General features: G+C 64.4%; 19 protein-coding genes. 7 read left to right on the top strand and 12 right to left on the bottom strand.

Annotated elements, in window-relative coordinates:
• Positions 1 to 9: 9 nt before the first annotated feature.
• Together rlmN and RUH75_RS06860 are read right to left on the bottom strand one after the other, a co-directional pair.
• Positions 10 to 1,284 carry a 23S rRNA (adenine(2503)-C(2))-methyltransferase RlmN gene (rlmN, locus tag RUH75_RS06855; protein WP_313803484.1) on the bottom strand — a complete coding sequence of 425 codons (1,275 nt, stop codon included), beginning with the start codon at positions 1,282 to 1,284 and terminating at the stop codon, positions 10 to 12.
• 155 nt (positions 1,285 to 1,439) lie between these two features.
• The gene (locus RUH75_RS06860; protein ID WP_313803486.1) at positions 1,440 to 1,931 is read right to left on the bottom strand and encodes a hypothetical protein; all 492 of its coding nucleotides are present in this window, start codon (positions 1,929 to 1,931) and stop codon (positions 1,440 to 1,442) included.
• 169 nt (positions 1,932 to 2,100) lie between these two features.
• Between RUH75_RS06860 and dnaN the strand changes: the two genes are divergently transcribed.
• Complete coding sequence (gene dnaN, locus RUH75_RS06865) at positions 2,101 to 3,213, top strand: DNA polymerase III subunit beta (RefSeq protein ID WP_313803488.1); 1,113 nt, start codon at positions 2,101 to 2,103, stop codon at positions 3,211 to 3,213.
• A 204-nt stretch (positions 3,214 to 3,417) separates the two neighbouring features.
• Positions 3,418 to 6,027: an EAL domain-containing protein gene (locus RUH75_RS06870; protein WP_313803490.1), complete on the top strand. Its 2,610-nt coding sequence runs from the start codon at positions 3,418 to 3,420 to the stop codon at positions 6,025 to 6,027.
• A 46-nt stretch (positions 6,028 to 6,073) separates the two neighbouring features.
• On the opposite strand, the gene RUH75_RS06875 is transcribed toward RUH75_RS06870, so the two are convergent.
• The 3 genes from RUH75_RS06875 to RUH75_RS06885 form a co-directional block, all read right to left on the bottom strand.
• The gene (locus RUH75_RS06875) at positions 6,074 to 8,746 is read right to left on the bottom strand and encodes a TonB-dependent receptor (RefSeq protein WP_313803492.1); all 2,673 of its coding nucleotides are present in this window, start codon (positions 8,744 to 8,746) and stop codon (positions 6,074 to 6,076) included.
• Between the two features lie 107 nt (positions 8,747 to 8,853).
• Entirely contained in the window at positions 8,854 to 9,522 is a 669-nt protein-coding gene (locus RUH75_RS06880) for a 2OG-Fe(II) oxygenase (protein WP_313803494.1), read from the bottom strand.
• Positions 9,523 to 9,582: 60 nt separating this feature from the next.
• On the bottom strand, positions 9,583 to 10,341 hold the full coding sequence (locus RUH75_RS06885; RefSeq protein WP_313803497.1) for a methyltransferase domain-containing protein: 759 nt from the start codon (positions 10,339 to 10,341) through the stop codon (positions 9,583 to 9,585).
• Positions 10,342 to 10,469: 128 nt separating this feature from the next.
• Here RUH75_RS06885 and pip point away from each other — a divergent pair, with 128 nt between their 5' ends.
• Entirely contained in the window at positions 10,470 to 11,411 is a 942-nt protein-coding gene (pip, locus tag RUH75_RS06890; RefSeq protein ID WP_313803500.1) for a prolyl aminopeptidase, read from the top strand.
• A gap of 20 nt (positions 11,412 to 11,431) precedes the next feature.
• On the top strand, positions 11,432 to 11,758 hold the full coding sequence (locus tag RUH75_RS06895) for a hypothetical protein (protein WP_409592332.1): 327 nt from the start codon (positions 11,432 to 11,434) through the stop codon (positions 11,756 to 11,758).
• Here RUH75_RS06895 and RUH75_RS06900 read toward each other — a convergent pair.
• Both RUH75_RS06900 and uvrB read right to left on the bottom strand, forming a co-directional pair.
• Positions 11,752 to 12,411: a glutathione S-transferase family protein gene (locus RUH75_RS06900; RefSeq protein WP_313803503.1), complete on the bottom strand. Its 660-nt coding sequence runs from the start codon at positions 12,409 to 12,411 to the stop codon at positions 11,752 to 11,754. The two genes, RUH75_RS06895 and RUH75_RS06900, sit on opposite strands and share 7 nt — an antisense overlap.
• Before the next feature lie 50 nt (positions 12,412 to 12,461).
• Positions 12,462 to 14,645 carry an excinuclease ABC subunit UvrB gene (uvrB, locus tag RUH75_RS06905; RefSeq protein WP_313803506.1) on the bottom strand — a complete coding sequence of 728 codons (2,184 nt, stop codon included), beginning with the start codon at positions 14,643 to 14,645 and terminating at the stop codon, positions 12,462 to 12,464.
• 52 nt (positions 14,646 to 14,697) lie between these two features.
• Between uvrB and RUH75_RS06910 the strand changes: the two genes are divergently transcribed.
• The 3 genes from RUH75_RS06910 to RUH75_RS06920 all read left to right on the top strand — a co-directional run bounded on the left by RUH75_RS06910 (position 14,698) and on the right by RUH75_RS06920 (position 16,442).
• Positions 14,698 to 15,234 (top strand): DUF3617 domain-containing protein, encoded by a 537-nt coding sequence (locus RUH75_RS06910; RefSeq protein WP_313803509.1) that lies wholly within the window; start codon positions 14,698 to 14,700, stop codon positions 15,232 to 15,234.
• A 147-nt stretch (positions 15,235 to 15,381) separates the two neighbouring features.
• A complete protein-coding gene (locus RUH75_RS06915) occupies positions 15,382 to 15,879 on the top strand; it encodes a DUF3617 domain-containing protein (protein WP_313803512.1) in 498 nt (165 codons plus the stop codon).
• 95 nt (positions 15,880 to 15,974) lie between these two features.
• Positions 15,975 to 16,442: a hypothetical protein gene (locus RUH75_RS06920; protein ID WP_313803515.1), complete on the top strand. Its 468-nt coding sequence runs from the start codon at positions 15,975 to 15,977 to the stop codon at positions 16,440 to 16,442.
• A gap of 65 nt (positions 16,443 to 16,507) precedes the next feature.
• Here RUH75_RS06920 and RUH75_RS06925 read toward each other — a convergent pair whose 3' ends face one another.
• From RUH75_RS06925 to RUH75_RS06945, 5 genes are all read right to left on the bottom strand, one after another.
• The gene (locus tag RUH75_RS06925; RefSeq protein WP_313803619.1) at positions 16,508 to 17,728 is read right to left on the bottom strand and encodes an MBL fold metallo-hydrolase; all 1,221 of its coding nucleotides are present in this window, start codon (positions 17,726 to 17,728) and stop codon (positions 16,508 to 16,510) included.
• 92 nt (positions 17,729 to 17,820) lie between these two features.
• Positions 17,821 to 18,735: a DMT family transporter gene (locus RUH75_RS06930; RefSeq protein WP_313803518.1), complete on the bottom strand. Its 915-nt coding sequence runs from the start codon at positions 18,733 to 18,735 to the stop codon at positions 17,821 to 17,823.
• Positions 18,732 to 19,142 (bottom strand): endonuclease domain-containing protein, encoded by a 411-nt coding sequence (locus RUH75_RS06935; RefSeq protein ID WP_313803622.1) that lies wholly within the window; start codon positions 19,140 to 19,142, stop codon positions 18,732 to 18,734. The genes RUH75_RS06930 and RUH75_RS06935 overlap by 4 nt, the downstream gene beginning before the upstream one ends.
• Positions 19,143 to 19,327: 185 nt before the next feature.
• The gene (locus RUH75_RS06940) at positions 19,328 to 20,848 is read right to left on the bottom strand and encodes a fumarate hydratase (protein ID WP_313803521.1); all 1,521 of its coding nucleotides are present in this window, start codon (positions 20,846 to 20,848) and stop codon (positions 19,328 to 19,330) included.
• A gap of 97 nt (positions 20,849 to 20,945) precedes the next feature.
• Positions 20,946 to 21,593 carry a glutathione S-transferase family protein gene (locus RUH75_RS06945; RefSeq protein WP_313803524.1) on the bottom strand — a complete coding sequence of 216 codons (648 nt, stop codon included), beginning with the start codon at positions 21,591 to 21,593 and terminating at the stop codon, positions 20,946 to 20,948.
• Between the last annotated feature and the right edge of the window lie 425 nt (positions 21,594 to 22,018).

Below are 22,018 nucleotides of genomic sequence, written 5' to 3' on the forward strand. Positions count from 1 at the left end.
CGCCGCGCGCTACCCAAGCGCCGCTTGCTTCTCCGCCGCCAGCCGATCCAGCTCCGCCCGGCTCTTCTTCTCGCTCGCGGATTTGAGCTGCCCGCAGGCCGCCATGATGTCCCGCCCGCGCGGCGTGCGCACCGGCGCGGAAATCCCGCCCTCGAACACGATGTCGGAAAAGCGCCTGATCCGCTCGGGCGTCGAACATTCGTAATCCGTGCCCGGCCAGGGATTGAACGGGATCAGATTGACCTTGGCGGGCAGCTTATAGTGACGCAGCAGGCGTACCAACTCCCGCGCATCCTCGTCGCTGTCATTCTTGTCCCTGATCATCACATATTCAAAGGTGATGCGCCGCGCATTGTTCGCGCCCGGATAGTCAGCGCAGGCCTGCAACAGCTCCTCGATGCCATATTTCCTGTTGAGCGGCACCAACTCGTCGCGCACATCCTTGGTCACGGCATGGAGCGACACGGCGAGGTTGACGCCGATCTCTTCCCCGGCCCGTGCCATCATCGGCACCACGCCCGAGGTCGACAGCGTGATCCGCCGCTTCGACAAAGCGAGGCCATCCCCATCCATCACGACCTTCAGCGCATCGCGCACATGATCGAAATTATAAAGCGGCTCGCCCATGCCCATCATCACGATGTTGGTCAGCATCCGCCCGTCGGGGCTATATTGCGACGCGTCGTCCGCCTCATCATCATTGGCCGAAGCCCCATTACCAGAGCTCATATTGCCCTTGGGCCATTCCCCCAGCGCGTCGCGCGCCAGCATGACCTGCCCGACAATCTCGCCCGGCGTCAGATTGCGCACCAGCCGCATCGTGCCGGTATGGCAGAAACGGCAATTCAATGTGCAACCGACCTGACTCGACACGCACAGCGTCCCCCGGTCCGCATCCGGGATGAACACCATCTCATAATCCTGCCCGTCGTCGGACCGCAGCAGCCATTTGCGCGTGCCGTCGCTCGACACCTGCGCCTCGACCACCTGCGGGCGACCGACAACGAAGCGCTCCGCCATCCAGCCGCGCATCGGCTTGGCCAGATCGGTCATGGCGTCGAAATCCGTCTCGCCGCGATGATAGAGCCAGTGAAACAGCTGTTTCGAACGCAGTTTCGCCTGCTTCTGATCCAGCCCGGCTTCCTCCAGCGCCCCCTTGATCTGCGGGCGCGACAGCCCCATCAGGTCGACGCGCCCATCCTCGCGGGGCGTCACCGCGCGGGGCACGGGCACAGGATCGATAGCGCCGGGAATCGGCATCAAGGGGTTGGCGGCTGTCTGCATGGCCCCGCCCATAGCCGATTTTCCGGGAATTTTAAAGCGGCGGGATTCTTCAATGCCGTCACCTGATGAAACCACGTGCTCCTGCAAAGGCAGGAGCCTAGTCCCGCCGTCCGAACTGGGTTCCTGCCTTCGCAGGAACACGGAGTGCTGAAAATTCACCGCATCTTTGCGCACCCCAGCGCCGCCGCATCGATCGCCGTCGCCGCCCCGCGCAGCGCATAGGTATCCGCAAAACCCCGTCCGCGCGCGTCCCGCGTCTGCACGCTCATGCTGGTCGCGGATCGCATCGCCGCGATGATCGCCGCATCCGTGCGCATGTCCGGCGCCCAGGCATCGACCTGCCCCGCCACCAGCGTGAAGCGCCGGTCCCCCACATTCAGAATGACCGCGGCCTCATCCGCGCGCATCCGGCTCAAGCGGAAATGCACCTGCCCGCGCACCGACTGACGCGGCCAGCTGCCGACCGCCGCAAAGCCGCCGGACTTCGCCGCGACCGGCATGGCAATGGCATAGCAGCGTGGGCTGGCCGGATCGCGAAACGCCCCCCAGGCCTCGAAAACCCCCAGCGAATCCCGCGCCTGCGCCCCGGTCGCGAACGGCGCGCCGATCATCAGAAGGGGAAGGGCGATGCCCAAAGCGCGTCTCATTCCCCCGGCAAAGCGCACCCTGTCCCCTTTTGCAACCCTTGGCCGTAATGAAACCGCCATGCAGCGCTTGCAGGGGCCGCCACAGTGGCTATGAAGGACCATCCATCATTGTCGCCCGGATTCGACCGCATCCGGGCCATCGGCAGAAAAGAACGGACGAAACAGGGACATGAAGGCCACCATCGAACGCGCAACGCTCCTCAAGAGCCTCAGCCATGTCCAGTCGGTGGTTGAGCGGCGCAATACGATTCCGATCCTGTCCAACGTGTTGATCGAGGCGTCGGCGGACGGCGCGATCAAGCTGATGGCGACCGACCTCGACCTCCAGATCGTCGAAAGCGTCTCCGCGCAGGTGGAACAGCCCGGCGCGACCACCATCTCCGCCCACACCCTGTTCGACATCGCCCGCAAGCTGCCCGAAGGCAGCCAGGTGTCGCTCCACGCGGCCGAGGGGAAGATGCTGATCCAGGCCGGCCGCGCCCGCTTCAACCTGTCGACCCTGCCGCGCGACGATTTTCCGGTGATCGCGGAAGGCGACCTGCCGACCAGCTTCGAACTGCCGGCCGAAACGCTGAAGCAGATCATCGACAAGACGCGCTTCGCCATCTCGACCGAAGAGACGCGCTATTATCTGAACGGCATCTATTTCCACGTCTCGGATGAGGGCCAGCCGGTGCTGAAGGCCGCCGCGACCGACGGCCACCGCCTCGCCCGCGTCACCGTGCCGCGTCCGGACGGCGCCGACGGCATGCCGGGCATCATCATTCCGCGCAAATGCATTGGCGAACTGCGCAAGCTGCTCGACGAGGTCGAGGGTTCGGTTCAGATCACCCTCTCCGCCAGCAAGATCCGCTTCGGCTTGGGCAGCGCGATCCTGACCAGCAAGCTGATCGACGGCACCTTCCCGGATTATAGCCGCGTCATCCCGACCGCGAACGACAAGCTGCTCAAGATCGACCCGCGCAGCTTCGAGGAAGGGGTGGACCGCGTCGCCACCATCGCCACCGAAAAGACCCGCGCGGTCAAGATGACGCTGGACCGCGACAAGATCACCCTGTCGGTCACCAGCCCCGAAAACGGCACGGCGGCCGAAGAGGTGCCCGGCGCCTTTCAGGGCGAGGGCTTCGACATCGGATTCAACGCCCGCTATCTGCTCGACATATTGAACCAGATCGACAGCGATCTGGTTGAACTGCACTTGGCCGACGCGGCTGCGCCGACGCTGATCCGCGAGGACGATCGCAGCCCGGCGCTCTATGTTCTGATGCCGATGCGGGTGTAAGGGGGGGGCGTCGCTAACGGCGACGGTTGACCAGAAGCAAACGTCAGTAACATCCGTCATCCCAGCGAAGGCTGGGATCTCGTGCGGCCAGGTCGTGCGCTCCCGCCTGAGATCCCAGCCTTCGCTGGGATGACGGTTTTGGGGCTGCTACCTCCCTCCAATCCCAGTAAGTTTCTTTCAATATCTTCTCGTTACGCAGAGTGCATGGCTTTCTTGCGCGCGAATCTGGCGGAATTGCAATCGCGACGAACGGACCTCGTCGCCGCTCTCGGCCTGGTCGAGGGCGGGGCGGTGGTCGATATGTCCTGGATCTCCGGTACGTTCGTCCATATCGCCCGGCTCTGGCCGCTGGTGCTGCTGGGCAAGCTATGCATCACCGCCCTGCTGCACGTGCCCTTTTACGAAGAGGGCAATGCCGGCCATGCCATGGCGCTGTCCCTTATGCTGCTGATCGACGGCATTGCGATCGTCGCGCCGCGCGGCGCGCGGTTTCAGCGTCTGCGACCGCATCATCAGAAATGGCTGATGCTGCCGATGGTCCTGCTGTCGGGCCTCAGCTTCAGCCTGATGCTGGGACCCTTGCTGATCGCCGGGGCCGTATCGCGCAATCTGGCGGCGGAAATGGCTGTCGCGCTGATGGCGGTGTCGATCTTCGGCGACCGGCGATTGCTGGGCGTCAGCTATTTTTGCGGCCTGTTGATCGCCTCCGTGCTGCACGGCGCGGATTTCGCGCAGTTTGGTCTGCTGATCAGCTGCATCGCGGTGATGCTGGTCGCCGCGCTGCGCCAGGCTACGCAGGACATGAATCGTGCCATTGCCTTCTACCGGCGCGACCTGCGCGCCCAGCGCTCGGACCGGTTGCTGCATGAATATGAGCAATCGGGTCGCGGCTGGTTCTGGGAAACCGATCGTCAGGGCTGCATCGCCTATATATCCGACACGCTGGCGCACACGCTTGACCTCAGCAGCGAGGCGCTGATCGGCCGCCCCATCACGGAGATCATTCGCCCCGGCGACCGGCAGGATGGCGATGGCGAACGCACGCTTGGCTTCCATCTGTCGGCACGCACCGGCTTTGCCGATATTCCGATCCGCGCCGCCATGGCGAAGGACGAGCGCTGGTGGTCGATCTCCGGCCAGCCGGTGTTCAACGAATTCGGCCAGTTCCACGGCTTTCGGGGCAGCGGCACCGACCTTACCGAAATGCGTCGCAGCCAGGCGGAAGTGACGCGGCTCGCGCAATATGACTCGCTGACCGGCCTTGCCAACCGGGTGCAGATGATGCGCTCGCTGGAGCAGGCGGTGGCGGGCAGGAACGGATGCCCTCGCGACTGCACGCTGATGATGCTGGACCTGGACCGGTTCAAGACGGTGAACGACACGCTTGGCCATCCGGCGGGCGACGCGCTGCTGCGGCAGGTCAGCCAGCGCATCCAGCGCGTGGTCGGGGACAAGGGGCTGGTCGGCCGTCAGGGCGGCGACGAATTCAAGATCCTGCTGCCCGGCCGCCCCGACAAGATCACGCTGGATCATCTGGCGCGCGCGATCATCACCGACGTCTCGCAACCCTATACGGTGGAGGGCACGGCGGTCGTCATCGGCGTATCGATCGGCATTTCCTTCTGCCCGCAGGACGGGGTCACCGCCGACGCGTTGATCCGCAACGCCGATCTCGCCCTCTATGCGGCCAAGGGCGACGGGCGCGGCGTCTACCGCTTCTATTCGCCCGAAATGCACGCCGATGCCGAGGATCGCCGCCAGTTGGAGGAGGATCTGCGCAAGGCGCTGGTCGAAAACGGCCTGCACCTCGTCTACCAGCCCGTCGTTTCCTCCAGGACGGAGCAGATCACCGGCTATGAAGCGCTGCTGCGCTGGCAGCATCCGGTGCGCGGCGCGATCTCCCCCAGCCTGTTCGTGCCGATTGCGGAGGATAGCGGACTGATCGGCCCGATCGGCGAATGGGTATTGCGCACCGCCTGCCACGATGCAGCGCAATGGGCAGAGGGGGTGCGCGTCGCGGTCAATGTCTCGCCGATCCAGTTCGCCAATCCGGGCCTGCCCTCCATCGTCATGAACGCGCTCGCCGCATCCGGTCTGGCGCCGACGCGGCTGGAGCTGGAAATCACCGAAAGCGTGTTCCTGAACGATGATGACGGCACGGAATCGATGTTCACGCGGCTGAAGGCGTTGGGTGTGCGGCTGGCGCTTGACGATTTCGGCACCGGCTATTCCTCGCTCGGCTATCTGAAGAAGGCGCCGTTCGACAAGATCAAGATCGACCAGAGCTTCGTGCGCGGCGCCGCGATCAAGGGCAGCCGTAACAGCGCGATCATCAAGGCGATCGTCAGCCTGGCCGAAGCGCTGGGCATGGACACCACGGCGGAAGGGGCGGAAACGCAGGACGAACTGGCGCTGATCCGGCAATTGGGATGCAGCCATATTCAGGGCTATGTCTATGGGCGACCCTTGCCGGCGGCGGATGTGCTGGTCCAGCTGCACCTCCATGGCGGTATCGCCACGCTCCAGGGCTTCCAGTCGAGCCGCCCGGAACGCAAGACCATGCTGCGCACGGTATCGGTGCACCATGACGGCCATGTCTACACCGGCCGCATCCGCAATATCTCGGCCACCGGCGCGCAGCTGGAAGGGTTGTGGAACGTTCCCGAAGGCACGCTGTTCGCGATCGAACTGGGCGAGAACCAGACCGTCAATGCCATTGCGCGCTGGTCCAAGGACGATCGACTGGGCGTGGAATTCACCCAGTCGATCAATCCCGGCAATCTTCGCGCGATACCCCGGTCGCTGGCGTCCTGAAGCGTCGCGCGCAGGCACGGGATCAGGCGGGGCTGCCCAACATCCTTCAGAAGAACAGCTTGCGGAAGCTGATCGTCACCGCCCGTCCCAACGGGTCGAGATAGCCCGGCTGGTAGCGCACCGGCGTTGCCCCCGTTGCATCGGTCACGCTGCGCCGCTGGTTGAAGAGATTGTCGATGCCGATCGACACCCGCGCCCCGCGCAGGAAGGAATGGGCCTTCACCAGCGCAGGCATTTGTCCCAGATTGGCGAAGAGCCGCAGGTCCACCGTCGCCAGGCTGCCGAAATCCAGCCGCGACGCCCCGCCGAGCGCGCCGTCGACATGGGTTCCGCTCTCCCAATCGACGCTGAGCCGCGCGCCCAGACCGTTATTGGTATAGCCCATGCGCGCATTCAGCTCATGTCGCGGCTGTCCGCCCGACGATCCGGTGGCGTCGCCATTCAGCAGGTCGAGTTCCGGCGCGCCCGGCGCGATCAGGATGCTCTCGGTGAAATGCCAGGTGTGATACAGGCTGAAGCTCAGCCGCCCGCCGCCACCGCCGGGACCACGCCCGCCGCCGCCAAAGCCACCCCGCCCGCCAAAGCCGCCGCCCCGCTGGCCGCCGCCAAAGCCGGGGTTGCCACCCTGTTCCCCGTCGCCACGCGGCCGGTCGCCCCCTTCCTGGCCCTGAGGAGACTGACCGCCCTGACCCCCGCCCGGCCCGCGATTGCCGAACAGGCCGCGCAGGTCCTGCAATTCCTTGGGCCGTTCCTCGGGCTTGGCGCCCGCCGCGCGCCAGGCCTCCACCACCTTCTGGATATGCGACTTGAGCGGGATGGAAAGGTCGAAGCCCCAGCGCAACTGCTCGCTCTGTGATCGCAGATAGTTGACGGGCCGCGCGTCGATCTGCACCAGATTGCCGTCCTCGTCGCGCAGGAAACGCTGGGGGAAGGCCGCCTCGATCGCCGGGGTCGGCGTCGGAAAGGCGGAGATCGGATTGCTCGTCCGGCTGTTGGTATAGGTGGCCGTCAGCGTCAGATTGGGCTTTTCGAACGGCTTGATATTGGCACTGAGGCGAAACTGATCGCGCACGCTTTCCTTAAGGCTCGCATTGCCGCCGCTCAGTTGCGTCACGAACACCGTCTGACCGGTGGCATAGTCGAAGACCGACACGTTCGGCGTCGAAATCAGCGGATCGGTGATCTGCGTCCCCGTCGGCGCCGCCCGATCCTGATTGGCGGACATCAGCAGCTGGACCGCCGGCACCGGCCGCCAGCGCAGGCCGTAGCCCAAAGTCGAAAGCGTGCCGAAATCGGAATAATGCTGCGCCGCCGCGTTCACATTGACGCCGATATCGCCCACCGCGCCCAGCACGCCCTTCGACCGGCTGGTGATCGGCAAGTCGAAGCTGATCTGGCCGCTGCCGATTTCCCGGTTGTAGCTTGAATCGCGTTCCACCCCCGACCGGATCGACCAGCTGTCGAAGCCATTGGCCGACCCGCCCAGGCGGATCGATGTCGTCACCGCGCCCGCGGGCAGGTCGAACAGCGATCCCGACAGCAGCAGGTCGCCCTGCACGGACTGGGACTCGGCCTTCGCCCGGTCGATCACCCGCGTCGAGAGCAGGTCGGACGAAAAGCCGCCAAAGGGATTGCCGCCCGCATTGATCTCGCTCTGGATGTCCCCCGTCGACAGGCCGCGATCGGTCGTGGTGCGGGTGTTGGAATAATCGCCATTGCCCGTGAAGGACCATATCCAGCCACCGCCCAACAGTCCGTTCAGCGTCACGCCGACATGGCCGGTCGTGCCCTTGATCTGCTGCCCCAACTCGCCTGCATCGCGCAGATAGCGGGTCAGCGTGGCATCCTCCGCAAAGGGCGAGAAGGGATTGCCGGCCGGCAGTCCCAGCCGCGCCGACTGATAGCCTTGCAGGCTGTCATTTTCCGACAGTTCCAGCCGCCCGTTGATGGTCATCGACACCTTGCCCAGCGCACGGGCCAGCGTGGCGTTGGTGGCGAAGCTTTCGGTCGCCGGGTTGAGCGTGCGGTGATGGGCCAGTTCGGCACCGCTCACGCTGTCGGGACCGGCGAGGAAAGCGGTCAGCCCCGATGGCGTTCGGACCACTTCGCCCTGTGCATTGGGCACCACCCCGCGCTCGCTTTCCAGCAGCGAAGCGGCGGTCTTGTACTGCATGTCGAGGGTGAAGCGATTATCGCCCCGGATGCGCAAGAGCCCGCCTTCGACCGAGCCGTTGTCGCGCCCGCCCTGCGTCGTCGTGCCTGCGCGCAGGTCCACGGTTTCGGCGCGGAACCGCTGGCGCAGTACGATGTTCACCACCTTCTGCGTCGGCGCATAGCCATAGCTGAGCGCGACCTGTTCGGGCAGGATGTCGACCCGTGCCACCGCTTCGGACGGAATGTCCTGAATCTCCGAAAAACTCGAAATCCGCTTGCCGTTGAGCAGGATCACCGGCGTGCCGTTGGTCTGCGGCGACAATTCGGTGATCATCTCAGCTATGGAGGTGACGCCCAGCGCCCGGACATCGGCGGGGGAAAGCTGCTGCTCCGGTTTGATGTTGCCGACCACCGCGCCGCGCTCGGGCTGGCCGGTGACGACGATCTCCTCGCTCTCGTCGATCTGCCCCGCAGGCCCGGTGGGCTCCTCGGTCTGCGCCATCAGCGCGCCCGGCGCCGCACTCATCATCAACGGAAACAGCAGACATGCGAAGGAACGGCGCACTTTTCACCCCTAATATTCAAGATGCTGAAGTCTCCCCTCTAGGGGGGAGTTGTCGCAAGATTCTGGCAAGCCCCATAAAGATTTGTCGCAAAATGTAATCGACCAAATCATGCCGCATCATGAAAGATGATCCCCAGCGTGTAGCGCGCGCCCGACAGCAGCCGGCTGACGCCATGCCGCATCTGCACCCGGTGTATCCCACGGGCGCCGATCACCGGCCGCTCCCGCACCGGAAAGACCACCGCGTCGCCCTGGGCGAGCGGCACCACCTCCGGCCGCGACTGCATGCGCGGCCGCTGCTCGGTCAGGACGAAGGCGCCGCCGGTGAAATCCCGTTCCGGCGCGGACAGCAGGATCGCCGCCTGCAACGGAAAGACATGCGGCCCATAGACATCCTGATGCAGCGCGTTCCAATCCCCCGCCTCATAGCGCAGCAGCAGCGGCGTCGCCTTGTCCTGCCCGCCGAGCGCGCCCGCCTTCAGGAAATCGGCATGGCGCGCGGGATGGATGTCGCCGCTCCCCAGCATTGCCGCCCACTGGTTCGCTTGCCTTGCCAGCGCCGGGTAAAGCGCTTCGCGCAAGGCCGCGACCGGCGCGGGCAGGGGATAGTCGAAATAGCGATAGCGCCCGCTGCCATAGCCATGCCGCGCCATCACCACCTCCTTGCGGAAGAGGCCGGGTCGTTCCCACAGCGCGATCAGCTCCGCGCATTGATCGGGGGAAAGCAGGGCAGGCAGGCGCGCGGCGCCATGACGATCGAGATCGGACAGGTCCATGCCCGCCAGAGTGACGCCGCCGCTCTACCCTGTCATCCCGTCGCTTGCGCTCAAAACCCCTTATTTCGGCTTGCGGAAACGGAACAGGAAGCGGTCGGTCTTGCCGCGAACGGCCGGATCGAACACATTCTTGCTGTGGTCGTCCTGCGGATTGGCGAGCAGCGGGCTTTCCCCGTCGAGCACGAACCCGGCCTTGGTGAAGTCGGCCTTGACCACCGCCGGATCGATCCGGTGCAGCTTGCCGACGATGGCCCGCGTGTCGCCCGCCGGCCCGGCATGATCGATCACGCCTACGACCCCGCCCGGCTTTGTCGCGGCATAGAGGGTTTTCACGAAGGCCGCCGGATCGGTGAAGGGAATGCCGAACTTCTCCGATTGCGAGTAGAGGTCGTGATAATTGAGGTTGAGGATGGTGAAGTCGAAACTGTTCGCGGGCGCGGCAAAGCCCTCGAACGGATAGCTGACCCACCGTACCTCCGGCCGTCGCGCCTGAAGAGCCTGCCATTTCTGCTGGCCTTCGGGCTTGCTGGTGAACTGGCTGGGTTCAAAGCCCGTCACCTTGCCCTTCGGCCCCACGACATTGGCCATGATCTCCGCCCAATAGCCCGATCCGGTGACGATATCGGCCGCTTTCATGCCGGGCCTCAGCCCCAGAAAGGCGAGCGTTTCGATAGGCTTGCGCCCTTCATCCAGCGCCTTGGCCTCGGCCGGGCGTTTGGGATCGGCGATGGCGGCGGCATAGTCGGGCGCCTTTGCCTGAGCCGCGAGCGGGGCGGCAAGGGCGAGGCTGGCGCAAAAGAAAGCAAGGGCGGAACGCATTGGAAACCCTCCTGTTTTGGATATGGGGGAAGATGCACCGCCGTTCGCCTCCGCTCAAGCGTCGCTGGTCGAAACGGATCGCGCGTCTGTCGATTGCATTGCCCGCCAGAGTTTCTACACCTTGGCCCATGCGCACGCTCTACCCATTGATCGAACCCTTCGCCTCCGGCCATCTCGACGTGGGGCACGGCCACCGCCTCTATTGGGAACGTGCCGGCACGCCGGGCGCCAAGCCCGCGGTCTTCCTTCATGGCGGCCCCGGCGGCGGCATATCGCCCGATCACCGCCGCCTGTTCGATCCGCGGCGCTACGACGTCCTGCTCTTCGACCAGCGCGGCTGTGGCCGTTCGACGCCCCATGCGGAACTGGAGGCGAACACCAGCTGGCACCTCGTCGCGGATATCGAACGCCTGCGGGAGATGGTGGGCGTCGACCAATGGCTGGTCTTCGGCGGCAGCTGGGGTTCGACGCTGGCGCTCGCCTATGCCCAGACCCATCCCGACCGCGTGACGGAACTGGTGCTGCGCGGCATCTTCACCATCCGCAGACAGGAGATCGACTGGTATTATCAGCAGGGCGCCAGCCGCATCTATCCCGACAAATGGGAGCGGTTCGTCGCCCCGATTCCGGAGGCGGAGCGCGACGACCTGCTCCACGCCTATCGCCGCATCCTGACCGGCGGCGACCGCGCGCGGCAGATCGCCGCCGCCAAGGCATGGAGCGTCTGGGAAGGTGAAACCATCCGGCTGCTCCCTGACGAAGCGCTCTCCGCCACCCATGAGGCCGATGATTTCGCGCTCGCCTTCGCCCGCATCGAAAATCATTATTTCGTCCATGGCGGCTGGCTGGAGGAAGGCCAGTTGATCCGCGACGCAGGCAAGCTGGCGGCCATTCCCGGCGTGATCGTGCAGGGCCGCTACGACATGGCCTGCCCTGCGGAGACGGCATGGGCATTGCACCGTGCCTGGCCGCAAGCCCGGTTCGACATGATCGAAGGCGCGGGCCACGCATTCAACGAACCGGGCATATTGGATGCCCTGATCCGCGCCACCGACGCCTTCGCGGCGTGAGCAACTTCGAAAGGCCTGTAATGCGAAAGACGATCCTGCTGGCGGCGGTTTTCAGCCTGATGTCCTGCGGCAAGAACGACGATAACCCGCCTGCCCCCCGGCCTCGGCCTGCCCCCGAAACGGGCGCCGCGGCCGAGGTGGCCAAACTGGATGAAGGGCTGCGCAATGGCGTGCTGGAAAAGGCGATCAAGGCGTCGGGCGCCCTTTGCCCCAGCGTCAAAACATCCGAACGTGCCGAAGTCCGCCCCGGCATCCGCGGCTGGAAGGCCGAGTGCGACAATGGCACCGCCCATCTGATCGAAATTCAGGCCGACGGCACCGCGAACGTCACCAGCCGGACCTATTGAGGGAAACCCTGCGAAAGCGCGTTGAAGATCGCCAACTGGGCGTCGAACGCCCGTTGGAAGGCGGGGCGTGCCTCGCCGCGCGCGACATAGGCCGACAGGTTCGGATATTCGTCGAGCAGGCCAGAAGAGGCCAGTCTGCGCAGCACCGACACCATCATCAGGTCCCCGGCGCTGAACCCGCCCTCCAGCCAGTCGGCATCGCCCAGCCGCCGGGACAGGGCGCCCAACCGCTGGCGGACGCGATCGTCCAGCATGGACAGGCGCTGCGCATGCCAGCTCTTGCCGCTTTCCATCAGCATGGCCATGGAACGCTCGACGATCGGCGGCTCCACGGTGCTGAGCGCGGCGAACATCCACGCGACCGCGCGGGCGCGGCTATCGCCGTCCGCCGGCAACAGGCCCGCGTGGCGCTCCGCCACATGCAACACGATGGCCCCTGACTCGAACAGCCGCAGATCGCCTTCCTCATAAGTCGGAATCTGCCCGAACGGGTGCAGCGCCAGATGCGGCGCCTGCTTCATGGCCTCGAACGAGACGAGCCGGACGTCATAGGGACAGCCCACTTCCTCCAGTGCCCATCGCACCGGCATGTCGCGCGCCAATCCCTTGCCGCGATCGGGGGACTGTTCGAAAACGCTGATGGTGACGGTCATGCTGTCGTTCCCATGGTTGGACGGCGGCGTCGCGAAGACATGCCGCGCGTTTACCGCCCGAACTTCTTCTGCACCTTTCCATAGCGCAATTTCCGCGTCCCCGGCTTGCCTTCGGTTGCGCGTCCCCTTGGCGCCGCCACCTGCTGCTCGGCGGGCAGGCCCAGTTCCTCCGCCTCCAGCTTGCGGATCTCGTCGCGTATCCGCCCGGCTTCCTCGAACTCCAGATCCGCCGCCGCCGCGCGCATCTTCTTCTCCAGATCCTCGATATAGGCGCGCAGATTGTGCCCGACGAGATGCGGCCGGTCCTCCAGCCCCGTCTCGACCGTCACCTGATCCTTCGATGCGACATGGGCGATGATGTCGCTGATATTCTTCTTCACCGTCTGCGGCGTGATGCCATGTTCGGCATTATATTCCATCTGCTTCTCGCGCCGCCGCGAGGTTTCGCCCAGCGCCCGCTCCATGCTGCCCGTCACGCGGTCGGCATAGAGGATCACCCGCCCCTCGACGTTGCGCGCCGCACGCCCGATCGTCTGGATCAGTGAGGTTTCGGAGCGCAGGAAACCCTCCTTGTCCGCATCCAATATCGCCACCAGCCCGCATTCGGGAATATCCAGCCCCTCGCGCAGCAGGTTGATGCCGATCAGCACGTCATAAACGCCCAACCGCAAGTCGCGGATCAGTTCGATACGCTCCAGCGTCTCGACATCCGAGTGCATGTAGCGGACCTTGATCCCCGCCTCATGCATGAACTCGGTCAGGTCCTCCGCCATCCGCTTGGTCAGCGTGGTGACGAGCGTGCGATACCCCTGCGCAGCGACCTTGCGGCATTCGTTGATCAGGTCGTCCACCTGATCCTCCACCGGCTTGATCTCGACCGGCGGGTCGATGAGCCCGGTCGGGCGGATGACCTGTTCGGAGAAGGTGCCGCCGGTCTGCTCCATCTCCCAGGGGCCGGGGGTCGCTGACACGGAAACCGTCTGCGGCCGCATCGCGTCCCACTCGTTGAAGCGCAAAGGCCGATTGTCGATGCAACTCGGCAGGCGGAAGCCATATTCGGCCAGCGTGATCTTCCGCCGATGGTCGCCCCGCGCCATCGCGCCGATCTGCGGCACGGTCTGGTGGCTCTCGTCCACGAACAGCAGCGCGTTCTCGGGCAGATATTCGAACAAAGTCGGCGGCGGCTCGCCCGGCAGGCGGCCGGTCAGGAAGCGCGAATAATTTTCGATCCCCGCGCAGCTGCCGGTCGCCGCGATCATCTCCAGATCGAAATTGGTCCGCTGCTCCAGCCGCTGGGCCTCCAGCAGCTTGCCTTCGCCGGTCAGTTCCTTCAGCCGCTCCGCCAGTTCGAAGCGGATCGCCTCCATCGCCTGCTTGAGCGTCGGCCCCGGCGTGACGTGGTGGCTGTTGGGAAAGACCTTCACATAATCGAGCGATGCGATCTTCTTCCCTGTCAGCGGATCGAACTCGACAATCTCCTCAATCTCATTGCCGAAGAAGCTGACCCGCCATGCCGTATCCTCATAGTGGGAGGGGAAAATCTCCAGATTATCTCCCTTCACCCGGAAATTGCCGCGCGCGAAGGCCGCGTCGTTGCGCTTATATTGGAGCGCGACCAGCTTGCGGATGATCTCCCGCTGATCCTCGATCTGGCCCTTCTTCATCGCAAAGGTCATGGCCGAATAAGTCTCGACCGAGCCGATGCCATAGAGGCAGGATACCGATGCCACGATCAGCACATCGTCCCGCTCCATCAGCGCGCGGGTGGCAGAGTGGCGCATCCGGTCGATCGCCTCGTTAACGCTGGACTCCTTCTCGATATAGGTGTCCGACCGCGCCACATAGGCTTCGGGCTGGTAATAATCATAATAGCTGACGAAATATTCGACGGCATTCTCAGGGAAGAAGCTCTTGAACTCCCCATAAAGCTGCGCAGCCAAAATCTTGTTCGGCGCCAATATGAGGGCAGGCCGCTGCAACGCCTCGATCACCTTCGCCATGGTGAAGGTCTTGCCGGAGCCGGTGACGCCCAGCAGCACCTGATCCTTCTCGCCTTGCAACGCGGTGTCCACCAGCTCGGCAATGGCGGTCGGCTGGTCGCCCGACGGTTCATAGTCCGACACCAGCTTGAACGGTCGCCCGCCCTCGCTCTTTTCCGGGCGCGCGGGACGGTGGGGGACGAAGCCGTCGCCGGTCTGCGGCTCGTCCAGCGTGGTGCGGATTTGAATTGTCATCGCCGCTTGATATGGTCCCGGCCCAAGCGGGGTGCAACAGGGAGGATTATCCATGCGCAAAACGGTACTGGGCCTGATGGGAGCAACGGCTTTGCTGGCGGCCTGCGGCGAGAAAAAGTCCAGCGAGCCGCAGAGCCGCGAGGAGGTCAGGCAGGAAGTCCAGAAGGTCCAGCTCAAGCCCGGCCAGTGGGAGGGGACCTATGAGCTGGTCGACATCGACATGCCCAATATGCCGGGCGGCGGCGCCCAGATGAAAGAACAGATGAAGAAGATGATGAGCCGCACCTCGATCAAATATTGCGTCTCGCCGGAGGAAGCGGCCAACCCCAGCGGCAAGATGTTCTCAGGCCAGGAGAACAAGGATTGCACCTATAAGGGCTTCGACGCCAGCGGCGGCTCGGTGAAGGGCGAGATCAGCTGCAAATCGCAGGGCGGCACGATGAACGCCGTCATGTCCGGCGATTATGCGCCGGAAAGCTATGAAATGCACATGGACATGAAGATGACCGGCGCCCCCAACGGCATGAACATGAGCATGAAGGCCAGGACGTCGGGCAAGTGGATCGGATCGACCTGCGCGGCCAAGTGAATGAGAGCCCGGCGTGCTGGCTTCGCGGCTGCGCGCTGGGCAAGCGCAACGAATGGGAAGCGTTGATCGGATTCAGATTCCTCTTGCTCTTTGCGTGACTTGGCGCGAGCCTCGCCGCGTTCCAGTCAGAGAACAGGGGAAGAGGATATGCAGAAAGTTGCGCTGGCGGCGTTGCCGCTCGCTCTTGGCTTGGCCGCCTGTGGCAGCAAGCCGGAACCCGCGCCCGAAGCCGCCGAAGCACCGATATTCATGAAGGCCGGCGAATGGACGCTGACCCGCAAGACCACCGGATACAACACCCCCACCGTCACCCCGGCCGAATATCAGGCCGCATTGAAGCAGGTGAGTGAGGACAAGGCCTGCATCGCCGTCGACGCCGCCGGCGTGCCCGACGCCAATGCACTGGCGGGCGAAGAAGGCAAGGATTGCACCTATAAGGACAAGCTGATCCGCAAGGGCCGGCTGATCGCGACGCTTGCCTGCACATCCGGCAAAGGCACGTCGGAAATCGTTCTGGAGGGCAATTTCACCGCCGACACGCTGACGCTGGGCAGCACCATGACCAGGACGGAGGGCGGCAGCCCCGTGCTGCGGACCACCCATGACGTCACCGGCAAGCGCGCCGGGGAATGCGCCAAGGCCTGAGCGGCGATATCGCAGGGGATGAAATGAAAATGCGCTGAGCTGCGATTCATGCGATGGTCGGAGACGGCATTTCCTTCCCATGGAGGAGTCGTCCCATGCTGTTCCATCTCTCGATCGCGGCTCAGGACCCGCGCCATGTCGCGCAGGTCATCGCAGAATTCTGGCGCGGGGAGGCCTTTCCCTTCCCGCCCGTCACCCCCGGCAGCTGGATCGCGCTGGCCGGTGACGATCGCGGCACGGCGATAGAGGTCTATCCGCTCGGCACCATCCTGCGCGAGGAAGAGGACGATGCCGGCGGTTTCGGTGATCCGAAGGAGCAGACCGGCTACACCGCCACCCACGCCGCCATCGCCACGGTGCTGAGCGAGGAGGAGGTGCTGGCCATCGCCACCCGCGAAGGCTGGCCCGCCAGATATTGCAAGCGGGGCGGGGCCTTCGGCGTCATCGAACTGTGGATCGAGGGACGGCAGATGGTGGAACTGCTGACGCAGGAGATGCAGGCCGAATATCTCGCCATGATGACGGTGGACAATTATCGCGCCATGCTGGCGGCGGGTCATTAGGACGGGCGATTATAAGGTCCGCCTCTGACCAACAGCCGCAACCGCCACCCGTCGCCCAGGCCCTGCTATTCCAGCCGCGCAATCGCCCGCCGGTCGCAACGCTTTTCCCCCCGCGGCACCGCCGAATAGCCCGGCACCACAATCGACTGCCCGATCCTGAGCGGCGCGAAGCGTTCCCGCGCAATCCCTTCGCAACGCAGATAAAGCTCCAGCATGGCGGGCGGCGTCCCCCATTTCTCATAGGACAGCCGGAACGTCCCCCAATGGATGGGAATGGCGGTCGATGCTTTCAGCTTCTCGAACACCTGCACCGCCTGTTCCGGCCCGATATGCGAGTCCGACTGCATCTGCCCCGGATAGAAACGGAACGCCCCGATCGGGATCATCGCCAGTCTGATCGGCCCCAGCCGCGCCGCTTCCTCCGGCCATGCCATGTCCCCCGCGCCGGTATCGCCGGCAAAGAAGACATTGCCCGCCCGCGTGCTGATCACGAAGCTCGACCACAAGGCCCGGCTGCGATCCGTGCCCCAGCGGCTGCTCCAATGATGGTTGCGCAGCACATGAACGCGATAATCCGGGCAATGTTCGTAATTTTCGCACTGGATCACCGTGGCGCCGCCCAGCCCGTTCAGCGCCGCCCCGCTTACCGACTGCCCCCAGTCGAGCGCCGTCGACGGAATGCCGTTGGCCTTCAGGATCGCGTCATTGCCCAGGCTGGTGATGATCTTCGGCCGATCCCGTTCCCACAGCCTTTTCAACGTGGGAATGTCCATATGGTCATAATGATTGTGGCTGATGATGATGAGGTCGATCTTCGGCAGATCGTCGAAGCGCACCCCCGGCTCCGCCACGCGCCGGGGCCCCAGCGGCGGAAAGGGGCTGGCATGGTCCGACCAGATCGGATCGGTCAGGATATTCAGCCCCGCCGCCTGCACCAGCACCGTCGCATGCCCCACCCAGGTCGCCACCATGCCGCGTGGCGCGGCGAAGGCGGGCGGCCGCGAAGGCTTCACGGCCACGGTGTCAGGCCAGGCGGGTCGATCGTCCTGTCCCATCAGCCAGCGCGCGATGAAGCCGCGCCGGCTGCTTCCCGGCGGCGCGGAAAAATGAATCTCGCCATCGGGATTGAAGAAGCGCGCGCCGTCATAATGGCGGCTGACCGGCCCCTGATAATAGATACGATCCAGAAAGGGTGGAACAATGGTGACCGCCAGGCACAGCGCGACCACCAGAAACAGCAGCGCAACGCCCAGACCCTTCACGATTTTCCCGACGATGCGGCCCATGCCGTCTCCCGCTATGATGACGGGGAGGGACATAGCGCGGATCGCTGCGGCGGCAAGGGTCCTGTCCGGATCGCAGACTGAACAGGCCGTCGCTACAGCGCCCCCATCAGCGCCAGCACGACTCCGCCGGCCACCAGCAGCAGGCCCATCGCCTCGCTGCGCGTCATCCGCTCGCCCAGATAGAAATGACCAAAGCCCAGGGTGAAGGCGACCTCGATCTGGCCGACGATCCGCACCAGCGCGACCGGCGCGGTGGCAAAGCCGGTGAACCAGCAGGCCGACCCCAGCGAGGATAGCAGCCCGACCTGCCCCGACACGCGCCAGCTGCGGAAGAGTCCATCCATTTGTTCCGGCTCGCGCAGCAGCAGATAGCCGCCCTGCATCCCCGTCTGCATCGTGACCGTCACCACCAGCACGATCAGCGCGGCCAATATCGGATCGCCGCCGCCCACCTCCTGCGTCGCCCGCCTGATGCCGATGGCCGTCAGCGCGAAGAAGAAGCCGGACGCGATCCCGCACAAGGCCGCCGGCTGTCCCAGCGCCTTCAGGAAATCCACCGCCCCCATGCGCTTTCCGCCCGTCGACAGCAGCATCACGCCGACCACGCCGCTGCCTATGCCTGCCCAGGCGAGCGGGTGCAGACGCTCTCCCAGCAACAAAAAGGACAGGATCGCGCCTTGCACCGCCTCAGTCTTGGAATAAGCGGTGCCGACGACGAAGTTGCGATGGGCAAAGGCCATGATGAGCAGATTGGTGGCGACGATCTGCGCCAGCCCGCCGGCCGCGCAGAATAGCAGGAAAAGCGGATTGGGGGAGGGCAGGGGCGCGGCAAGGAGCAGCCGATACCCGCCGAGCAGCATCAGCGTGAAAGGCAAGCCATATAGATAGCGCACCAGCCCTGCCGCATTGACCGACAGCTCCTTGCTCACCCGCCGCTGCACCGCCGTCCGCCAGGCCTGCGTGGCCCCCGCCAGCAGGGTAGCCGGCAACCAGATCGGGAATGTCATCTCAAATCCTCCCCGCGCGTAGCGGGGGGAGGGGGACCATCCGAAGGATGGTGGAGGGGAAATGGGTGACACTGGCCCAATATATACCGCGTCACGCTGTCGATCTCGCTGAGCACATCGCCAGCTTTAATCCTCAGCACCCGAATCCCTTGAGAGCGCAGCCAGGCATCGCGCCTCTGGTCGTGCGTGATCTGTTCCATGCCATCATGATGGCTACCATCAATCTCGATCGCCAGTCGCACTGAGGCACAGAAAAAATCCAGCACATAGGACCCAACGGGATGCTGCCGCCGGAATTTCAGCCCCTCCGGCCGCCCTCGTAGCCATTGCCACAGGGCGATTTCGGGTGGCGTCAATGTACGCCGCAGGCCACGCGCCTGTGCAACGGTCTTTCTTATGGGAGGCATCGCGCCTTTTCCCCTCCACCATTTGTCATGCAAATGGTCCCCCTCCCCATGCACTGCATGGGGAGGATTTGGAGCATCGTGCGCAAAAGCGGGAACCGGTTTTGCGCTTGAAACGATGCGATAACAAAGAACTAGAGTGCGCGGCAGGCGTCGGATTTAAAGCAGCGTGCTCTAGCGGCAGGCCCTTACGCCCCTTCGAGCAGATGCTCTTTCCTGATCTTCTCCTGCCACACCAGCGGGGCGAGGCGGTGGACATTCTGCCCCTCGCTGTCCACGGCGACGGTGACGGGCATGTCCTGCACCTCGAACTCGTAGATGGCTTCCATGCCCAGGTCCTCGAAGCCGACCACCTTGGCCGCCTTGATCGCCCGCGCCACCAGATAGGCCGCGCCGCCGACCGCCATGAGGTAAGCGCTCTTGTGCCTGGCGATGCTGTCCGTCGCCGCCGGCCCGCGCTCGGCCTTGCCGACGCAGGCGGCGAGGCCCTGCTCCAGCATCATGTCCATGAACTTGTCCATGCGCGTCGCGGTGGTCGGCCCGGCCGGTCCCACCACTTCATCGCGTACCGGATCGACCGGGCCGACATAGTAGATCACGCGGCCCTTGAAATCGACGGGCAGTTCCTCGCCGCGCGCCAGCATGTCCTGGATGCGCTTGTGCGCCGCATCGCGCCCGGTCAGCATCCTGCCGTTCAGCAGCAGCCGGTCGCCATGCTTCCAGCTCTGCACCACTTCCGGCGTCAGATTGTCGAGGTCGACCCGGATCGCTTCCTTGCTCGGCTTCCAGTCCACCTGCGGCCATTCGGAAATCTTCGGCGCCTCCAGATAGGCCGGACCCGACCCGTCGAGCGTGAAATGCGCATGGCGGGTCGCCGCGCAATTGGGGATCATCGCCACCGGCTTGCCCGCCGCATGGCAGGGATAGTCGTAGATCTTGACGTCGAGGATGGTGGAAAGCCCGCCCAGACCCTGCGCGCCGATGCCCAGCGCATTGACCTTGTCGAAAATCTCGATCCGCAGCTTCTCGATATCGTTCTGCGGCCCGCGCGCCTTCAGCTCGCCCATGTCGATGGGGTCCATCAGCGATTCCTTGGCCAGCGCCACGGCCTTTTCCGCCGTGCCGCCAATGCCGATGCCCAGCATGCCGGGCGGGCACCAGCCCGCGCCCATTTGCGGGATCATCTCCAGCACCCAGTCGACGATCGAATCGCTCGGGTTCATCATCTTGAACTTGGTCTTGTTCTCGCTGCCGCCGCCCTTGGCCGCGACGTCGACGATCACCTTGTTGCCCGGCACCATCTCGACATTCAGCACGCAGGGCGTGTTGTCCTTCGTATTGACGCGCGAGAAGGCGGGGTCCTTCAGGATCGACGCGCGCAGCCGGTTTTCCGGGTTCAGATAGGCCTTGCGCACGCCCTCATCGACCACGTCCTGCATCGAGCGGCTATTGTCATCGAGGCGGCAGTCCATGCCCCATTTGACGAAGACGTTGACGATGCCGGTGTCCTGACAGATCGGGCGATGCCCTTCGGCGCACATGCGGCTGTTGGTCAGGATCTGGGCGATGGCGTCCTTGGCCGCCGGATTGGCCTCTGCGTCATAGGCTTTGCCCAGCGCGCGGATATAATCCATCGGATGATAATAGCTGATGAACTGGAGCGCATCGGCAACGCTCTCGATCAGATCGGCGGTCTTGATGACGGTCATCTACCCTGGTCCCTATATCTTGTGGCCCGCCCTGCACGGCGGTTCCATGCAGGGGAGCGGCTAGTAGGGATTGCGGCCGGAGTCCAGTGCGCCGCCCTTACCCATTGGCAAAGGGGAACATATGCCACCACGGCTCCTTCTCCCTGAGCACCCGCGCAAAGCTCTCCCGCGCCTCCAGCCGCTCTATATAGGCGGCCAGCCCCGGAAAGCCGCTCCGCATCGGTTCGATCCTGTCGGCATAGAACAGCGCCGGCGCCGCCGCGCAATCGGCCAGCGTGAAGTCGTCCCCCGCCGCCCAGCGCCGTCCCGCCATCCGCTCTTCCAGCAGCACATAGGCCTTGCCCAGCATCCGCCGCGCTTCCCCCACGCTATAGGGATCGCGCGCGACGCCCTCCGGCCGAATCCGGTCCCCGACGATGGCCTGCATCGGCGTCATCACATAATTGTCGAACAGCCGGTCCATCAGCCGCACCTCGATCGCGGCATCGGCATCCTCGGGAATCGGGCGGAACGGCCCCGGACAGTGCAGCCCGAGATATTCGACGATGATGCTGCTTTCCGCGATCGTCCGGTCGCGTGCCTCATCGCGCAACACTGGAAATTTCCCGATCGGCCAGAGCGTCTTCCAGGCCTCCACGACGGCCGCGTCTTCCAGCAGGCGCGGCTCGAACGCCGTCTTATTCTCGTAAAGGGCGATCAACGCCTTCCAGCAATAGGAGGAGAGGGGATGGTAATAGAGAATCATGTCGGCACCTCTTCTTGTGACCCCTGAAGTTGATCGGGATCGGCTTTTTGCCGTTTCCCACACCATATCGTGTCATGCCGCCGTCATGAAGCGCCATGGGTTGAATCGCCGCGCTCAAGCATTTCCGTGGCAAGCCAAATTTATTTTATAGCGGCAATTGTTCCTCTTGCCTTTTCCGCAGCCAAGGAAAGTCCGCGCGTCGCTGCGATGCGACGTGCGGAACCACCGATGAAATGAGTCGCGCCAGCGGCGAACCGAGTCCCCGAACTGTCATTTACCCCCTTGCAAGCAAATGAAGCTGTGGCACTATCCCTTGTATCGGGTTAACGGGGGTTACCCAACAGATTGTGATTGCGCCAACCGGGCCGGTTCCCGGAGGGAGGGTGTTTTTGCCCTTGCGATCCGGTCCGGGAAACCCATTTCCG

This window comes from Sphingobium sp., from assembly GCF_032153725.1.
Lineage (GTDB): Bacteria > Pseudomonadota > Alphaproteobacteria > Sphingomonadales > Sphingomonadaceae > Sphingobium.

Bases quoted from the DNA above. Each gene is read 5' to 3' on its own strand.
- rlmN (WP_313803484.1), bottom strand. From the start codon at position 1,284: ATGCAGACAGCCGCCAACCCCTTGATGCCGATTCCCGGCGCTATCGAT.
- RUH75_RS06860 (WP_313803486.1), bottom strand. From the start codon at position 1,931: ATGAGACGCGCTTTGGGCATCGCCCTTCCCCTTCTGATGATCGGCGCG.
- dnaN (WP_313803488.1), top strand. From the start codon at position 2,101: ATGAAGGCCACCATCGAACGCGCAACGCTCCTCAAGAGCCTCAGCCAT.
- RUH75_RS06870 (WP_313803490.1), top strand. From the start codon at position 3,418: ATGGCTTTCTTGCGCGCGAATCTGGCGGAATTGCAATCGCGACGAACG.
- RUH75_RS06880 (WP_313803494.1), bottom strand. From the start codon at position 9,522: ATGGACCTGTCCGATCTCGATCGTCATGGCGCCGCGCGCCTGCCTGCC.
- RUH75_RS06885 (WP_313803497.1), bottom strand. From the start codon at position 10,341: ATGCGTTCCGCCCTTGCTTTCTTTTGCGCCAGCCTCGCCCTTGCCGCC.
- pip (WP_313803500.1), top strand. From the start codon at position 10,470: ATGCGCACGCTCTACCCATTGATCGAACCCTTCGCCTCCGGCCATCTC.
- RUH75_RS06895 (WP_409592332.1), top strand. From the start codon at position 11,432: ATGCGAAAGACGATCCTGCTGGCGGCGGTTTTCAGCCTGATGTCCTGC.
- RUH75_RS06900 (WP_313803503.1), bottom strand. From the start codon at position 12,411: ATGACCGTCACCATCAGCGTTTTCGAACAGTCCCCCGATCGCGGCAAG.
- uvrB (WP_313803506.1), bottom strand. From the start codon at position 14,645: ATGACAATTCAAATCCGCACCACGCTGGACGAGCCGCAGACCGGCGAC.
- RUH75_RS06910 (WP_313803509.1), top strand. From the start codon at position 14,698: ATGCGCAAAACGGTACTGGGCCTGATGGGAGCAACGGCTTTGCTGGCG.
- RUH75_RS06915 (WP_313803512.1), top strand. From the start codon at position 15,382: ATGCAGAAAGTTGCGCTGGCGGCGTTGCCGCTCGCTCTTGGCTTGGCC.
- RUH75_RS06920 (WP_313803515.1), top strand. From the start codon at position 15,975: ATGCTGTTCCATCTCTCGATCGCGGCTCAGGACCCGCGCCATGTCGCG.
- RUH75_RS06925 (WP_313803619.1), bottom strand. From the start codon at position 17,728: ATGGGCCGCATCGTCGGGAAAATCGTGAAGGGTCTGGGCGTTGCGCTG.
- RUH75_RS06930 (WP_313803518.1), bottom strand. From the start codon at position 18,735: ATGACATTCCCGATCTGGTTGCCGGCTACCCTGCTGGCGGGGGCCACG.
- RUH75_RS06935 (WP_313803622.1), bottom strand. From the start codon at position 19,142: ATGCCTCCCATAAGAAAGACCGTTGCACAGGCGCGTGGCCTGCGGCGT.
- RUH75_RS06940 (WP_313803521.1), bottom strand. From the start codon at position 20,848: ATGACCGTCATCAAGACCGCCGATCTGATCGAGAGCGTTGCCGATGCG.
- RUH75_RS06945 (WP_313803524.1), bottom strand. From the start codon at position 21,593: ATGATTCTCTATTACCATCCCCTCTCCTCCTATTGCTGGAAGGCGTTG.